This window comes from Microbacterium sp. BF1, from assembly GCF_019279095.1.
Taxonomy (GTDB): Bacteria; Actinomycetota; Actinomycetes; order Actinomycetales; family Microbacteriaceae; genus Microbacterium; species Microbacterium maritypicum.
Map to the genome: position 1 here is coordinate 1 of NZ_JAGYWT010000147.1, position 5,434 is coordinate 5,434.

Genomic DNA, 5,434 nt, shown 5'->3' on the forward strand with positions numbered 1-5,434 from the left:
CCTGCGCCCCTACGGCGACGAAGACCCGCTCACCCCGCTCCCCTCGCCCGTGCCGTCGATGCGACTCGTGCGCCTTCCGCTCGGGCTCGGCGCGACCCGCGAAGAGGCCGATGCCCTGCGCATGGACCTGCTCGACGAGGTGGGCGTCGAGACGGCCTTCACCAGCTTCCGCGGCGTCGGCTACTTCCGACTCTCCGCCCACCTCTACAACGAGGCCGCCGACTACGAGGCCTTCGTCGAGCGCTGCGTCCCGCAGATCCTCAGCCGCGCCGGCATCCGCCGCGCCGACTCCCTCGTCCTTCCCTGACCGCGTCCGTCCCCCGCCCGACCGCAACATCCACCCCCACCCCACCGAGAGGCACATCGTGAAGAACAAGATCTTGACGACCGCAGCGGGATTCGGCACCGTCGCCGTCCTCGCTCTCACCGGCTGTTCCGCAAGTTCCGGCCCGTCCGCCGACGGCGCCGTCACCCTGCAGATGGTCGAGAGCCTGACCAACCCCGCCCGCACCGAGCTCGTGCGCGGGCTGCTCGACGACTTCGAGAAGGCGAACCCGAAGATCACGGTCAACCTGGTTTCCCCTCCCACCGAGCAGGCCGACGCGAAGATCCAGCAGATGCTGCAGTCCGGCAAGGGCGTCGACGTTCTGGAGGTGCGCGACATCACCGTCGGACCGTTCGCGAACAACGGCTGGCTGTACGACCTGGGCCCCGACCTCGAGAAGTGGGACGGCTGGGACGCCCTGACCGACAACGCCCAGTCCGCCTCGGTCGCCGCCGACGGCAAGAGCTACTTCGTTCCCTACGGCTTCTACGGGCTGTCGCTGTTCTACCGCACCGACCTCGTGAAGGACGCCGGGTTCGACGGCCCGCCGCACAGCTGGAAGGACCTGCTCGAGCAGGCCAGTGCGATCCAGGACCCGTCGAACAACATCTACGGCTACGCCTTCCGCGGCGGCCAGAACGCCAACAGCAACGTGGTCGCGGCCATCGAGGCGTACACGATCGACGGACTCGACGTCGACGATGCGTTCCTGATGGAGGACGGCTCGACGATCTTCGCCGCCCCCGAGGCGCAGGATGCCGTCGACGACTACTTCGACCTCTTCAAGAAGGCCTCCCCACCCTCCGCCGTCTCATGGGGCTACCCCGAGATGGTCGCCGGCTTCACGAACGGCACCACCGCCTTCCTGCTGCAGGACCCCGAGGTCATCGCGACCGTGCAGGACTCCTCGCTGACCGAGGACCAGTGGGACACCGCTCCGCTGCTCGTCGGCCCGTCGGGCAAGGCCGCCCAGCCGCTCGCCGTCGCCGGCTGGGGCGTGGCCGAGAACAGCGAGAACAAGGAGGCGGCCGTCAAGCTGGTCGAGTTCCTCTCGTCGGCCGAGCCCGCCACCGAGTTCGCCCAGGCCAACAGCCTGGTGCCGATCATCACGGCCGCGGCAGATGATGACTTCTACTCGTCGGGCCCGTGGACCAGCTACGTCACCATGACGGAAGACCCGGAGACCTACGTCAACGTGCGTCAGCCGCGCGGGGTCAGCTGGTGGACCGAGTGGATCCAGAAGTCCGACCAGGACGTGCAGAACGTGCTGCTGGGCAACATGTCGACCAGCGACCTGCTGGCGTCGTGGGATGCGTTCTGGACCGAGAAGTACGCCTCGGAAAAGGGCTGACCTGTGGCCCGCACCGCTCACAAGGGAGGCTCCGTCGGCACTGCTTCGCAGCAGGCAGTCGTCGGGGCCTCCCCGGCATCGCGCCGGCGCCCGTTCCGCGGCCGCCAGGCATGGACGCTGCTGGCCTTCCTCGCGCCGGCAATCGTCTTCGTCTGCTGGTTCACCTACTGGCCGATGCTGCAGGGCGCGCGCATGGCCTTCCACGACTGGAACCTGTGGGATCTCACGTCGACGCCGTTCGTGGGCTTCGACAACTTCCTCGCCGTGTTCCGCGATCCGGCGTTCCCGACCGTCGCGGGAAACTCCGTGCTGTGGGTCGTCGGCTCGCTCGTTCCGCAGCTCGTGATCGGGTTCCTGATCGCGCTCGCCCTGCGCAAGAGGTTCCGCTTCCGCGGGCTCTACCAGGCGCTCGTGTTCTTCCCGTGGGCGGTGTCGGGCTTCCTCATCGGCATGCTCTTCCGCTGGATGTTCAACGCCGAGTTCGGCGTGGTCAACGACCTGCTCATGAAGGCCGGGCTGATCGATGCACCGCTGCCCTGGCTGGCCGACCCGAAGCTCGCGATGTTCGCGGTGATCGTCGCGAACGTCTGGTACGGGGTGACGTTCTTCGCGATCATGATCCTCGCGGCCCTGCAGTCGGTCCCCGACGAGATGCTGGAGGCGGCGAGCCTCGACGGCGCCGGCAAGTTCCGTCAGCTGTTCTCGATCATCATCCCGTACATCTCGATGACGCTGCTGCTGACGATCCTGCTGCGCGTGATCTGGATCTTCAACTTCCCGGACATCATCTACGCGATGACCAACGGCGGACCCGCCAACCAGACGCACATCATCACGACCTGGATGATCAACTACACCCAACAGGGCAACTACGGCTTCGCGAGCGCGATCGGCCTCATCGTGATGGCGGTCCTGTTCGTGTTCTGCGCGTTCTACCTGATGGCGATGCGGAGAGTGCAGCGATGACCATGACAGACGCCTCGCGGACGGGCTCCTCGATCACCGAGACCCGCCGCATCACCGTGCCCGACCCGGCATCCGCACCGCGCCCGAAGCCGCGCGTCACGATCGGCGGCATCGTCCGTGTCGTGGGCCTGGGACTCTGGCTCGTGATCACACTGTTCCCGCTGTACTGGATCGCGCTGACGTCGATCAAGTCGCCGGGCACGATCAACCGCTTCCCGATCGAGTACTGGCCGAGCGAGCCGTCGCTCGAGAACTACATCAGCCTGTTCCAGAAGAGCTCGTTCGGGGTCTTCCTCGGCAACTCCGCCCTGGTCGCGGTCGTCGGCGGTGCCGTGGCCACCCTCATCGCCCTGTTGAGCGCGTACGTGCTGGCCCGGTTCGAGTTCCGCGGCAAGGGGGCGATCCTGATCGCGTTCCTGCTGACCCAGATGATCCCGGCGTTCATCGCGCTCGGGCCCCTCTACTCGATGATGACCGACCTCGGCCTGGTCGACACCAAGCCGGGGCTCATCCTCGTGTACATCGCGATCTGCATCCCGTTCTCGACCGTCATGCTGCGGGGCTTCTTCGAGAACGTGCCGGATGCGCTCGAAGAGGCGGCGATGATCGACGGATGCTCACGCCTGGGCGCTCTGTTCCGCGTGCTCGTCCCGGTGATGACCCCCGGCATCATCGCGGCGTTCATCTTCAACTTCGTCAACTGCTGGAACGAGCTGTTCCTGTCGGTCGTGCTGATGAACACCGACGCGAACCGCACCGTGCCCTCGGCGCTGAACGGCTTCATCTCCACCTTCAACATCGACTGGGGCTCGATGAGTGCCGCCGCGGTGTTGACGATCCTGCCGACCATGGCGATGTTCGCTCTCGCGAGCCGCTGGATCGTGCAGGGCCTGACCGCCGGCGCCGTCAAGGAGTAAGGCGAGCGCCGAGACCCACGCCCAACGTCGAGACCCACCCCCGCATACGTCAGCGGGGGTGGGTCTCGACGCTACCGATGGGTCTCGGCGTCAGATCAGGACACTCAGATCAGGACACTCAGACCAGGCGCGTCTTCGGGGAGGTCGAGTACGTCGCCTCCGCATCGCGGTTGACCGTGTCGCCCAGGGCCTCGTCGATCGCGGTCATGGTGTCGGCGTCGAGCTTCACGCCAGAGGCCTTGACGGTCTCGGCGAGCTGCTCCGGACGCGAGGCTCCGACAAGGGCCGCTGCCACGTTCGGGTTCTGCAGCACCCACGCGATCGCGAGCTGCGGCATCGACAGGCCCGCCTGCTCGGCGATCGGCTTGAGGCGCTGGACGGCGGTGAGGATGTCGTCCTGCAGGAAGCTCTTGATGAAGTCGGCGCCGCTGTGGGGGTCGGTCGCACGCGAGCCCTCTGGCACCGGCTGACCAGGGAGGTACTTGCCGCTGAGCACGCCCTGCGCCATCGGCGACCAGACGATCTGCGAGATGCCGAGCTCTTCGGATGCCGGCACGACCTTGCCCTCGATGACACGCCACAGCATCGAGTACTGGGGCTGGTTCGAGATGAGCTGGATGCCGAGCTGCTTGGCGAGAGCATGCCCCTCGCGCAGCTGCTCCGCGGTCCACTCCGAGACGCCGATGTAGAGCGCCTTGCCCTGGCGGACGACGTCGGCGAAGGCCTGGAACGTCTCCTCGAGCGGGGTCTCGTAGTCGAAGCGGTGTGCCTGGTACAGGTCGACGTAGTCGGTGCCGAGGCGCGTGAGCGAGCCGTTGATCGACTCGAAGATGTGCTTGCGGCTCAGGCCGGTGTCGTTCGGTCCCTTGGGGCCGGTCGGGAAGTAGACCTTCGTGAAGATCTCCAGCCCCTCGCGGCGCTGACCCTCCAGCGCCTTGCCGAGCACGACCTCCGCGGCCGTGTTGGCGTAGGTGTCGGCGGTGTCGAAGGTGGTGATGCCGGCGTCGAGGGCGGCATGCACGGTCTTCACGGCGGCGTCGTCGCCGACCTGTGAGGCGTGGGTGACCCAGTTGCCGTAGGTGATCTCCGAGACCTTGAGACCGCTGTTGCCGAGATAGCGATAGTTGACCATGGATCAACGCTACTGGCTGCCCACTATGGCCGGGCCGGATGCGAGGGAAGAGGTCAGGCGGCCGCAGGAGCGGAGCGTGGTCGTACCGCGGCCATGACTCCGACGACGACGAGCGCGACGGCGGAGAGCGCACTCACGGCATAGAGGGGGCGTGCCCATGGCGAGTAGTCGCCCCCGCCGATGCCGAAGGCGTCGGCGAGTCCCATGCCGGCGCCGAACGAGGCGATGAAGTAACCCCCCGCCCCGAGCATCAGCAGCACCAGGAAACCCATCGCCGGGATCAGCGGATGCGCAGCGGTGCATACCGCGACGACCGCGAGCGCCACAGCCAGGGCGATGCCGACACCGAGGATGAAGAACGCCTGGCCCGGCATCAGGCTCTCACCGGCGTTCGACATCTCCGCATGGATCTCGTCGAGTGATCTACCGGGAGCGGCGGCGAGTGGATTGAGCACCAGGATCTGCACCGCGGCGAGCGCGGCATAGATCGTGACGGCGAGCACGCCGACGATCGAGATCCACAGCGTCTGCATCCGCATGGTCCGACGCTGCATCCGAGTCATGCGGGTCAGCCTAAGAGGACATCCCGAGAGTCTCCCGATACTCGCGCCAGGCCGCTCCGAGTCGGCGGATCCCCTCTGCCAGCACGTCGTCGGGGGCGGTGAACGGGATGCGGATGTGGTCGTCCGGCGACGCGGATACCGCGAACGCCGCGCTCCCCGCGACCGAGACGCCGTGCGTTG

The 5,434-nt window shown here is 67.0% G+C and carries 5 protein-coding genes and 1 pseudogene; 4 read left to right on the forward strand and 2 right to left on the reverse strand.

What is annotated here, in order from left to right; all coding sequences use genetic code 11:
* The 4 genes and pseudogenes from KZA10_RS07140 to KZA10_RS07155 form a co-directional block, all read left to right on the forward strand.
* Positions 1-307 (forward strand): annotated as a pseudogene (locus KZA10_RS07140) (aminotransferase); the annotation flags it as partial.
* A 58-nt stretch (positions 308-365) separates the two neighbouring features.
* A complete protein-coding gene (locus KZA10_RS07145) occupies positions 366-1,676 on the forward strand; it encodes a sugar ABC transporter substrate-binding protein (RefSeq protein ID WP_218682517.1) in 1,311 nt (436 codons plus the stop codon).
* A 3-nt stretch (positions 1,677-1,679) separates the two neighbouring features.
* Entirely contained in the window at positions 1,680-2,642 is a 963-nt protein-coding gene (locus tag KZA10_RS07150; RefSeq protein ID WP_218682518.1) for a carbohydrate ABC transporter permease, read from the forward strand.
* The gene (locus tag KZA10_RS07155) at positions 2,639-3,559 is read left to right on the forward strand and encodes a carbohydrate ABC transporter permease (RefSeq protein ID WP_017829512.1); all 921 of its coding nucleotides are present in this window, start codon (positions 2,639-2,641) and stop codon (positions 3,557-3,559) included. The genes KZA10_RS07150 and KZA10_RS07155 overlap by 4 nt, the downstream gene beginning before the upstream one ends.
* 118 nt (positions 3,560-3,677) lie before the next feature.
* On the opposite strand, the gene KZA10_RS07160 is transcribed toward KZA10_RS07155, so the two are convergent.
* Both KZA10_RS07160 and KZA10_RS07165 read right to left on the reverse strand, forming a co-directional pair.
* Entirely contained in the window at positions 3,678-4,691 is a 1,014-nt protein-coding gene (locus KZA10_RS07160) for an aldo/keto reductase family protein (RefSeq protein ID WP_017829513.1), read from the reverse strand.
* A gap of 53 nt (positions 4,692-4,744) precedes the next feature.
* Positions 4,745-5,254 (reverse strand): hypothetical protein, encoded by a 510-nt coding sequence (locus tag KZA10_RS07165; protein ID WP_218682519.1) that lies wholly within the window; start codon positions 5,252-5,254, stop codon positions 4,745-4,747.
* Between the last annotated feature and the right edge of the window lie 180 nt (positions 5,255-5,434).

Bases quoted from the DNA above. Each gene is read 5' to 3' on its own strand.
- KZA10_RS07165 (WP_218682519.1), bottom strand. From the start codon at position 5,254: ATGACTCGGATGCAGCGTCGGACCATGCGGATGCAGACGCTGTGGATC.
- KZA10_RS07155 (WP_017829512.1), top strand. From the start codon at position 2,639: ATGACCATGACAGACGCCTCGCGGACGGGCTCCTCGATCACCGAGACC.
- KZA10_RS07160 (WP_017829513.1), bottom strand. From the start codon at position 4,691: ATGGTCAACTATCGCTATCTCGGCAACAGCGGTCTCAAGGTCTCGGAG.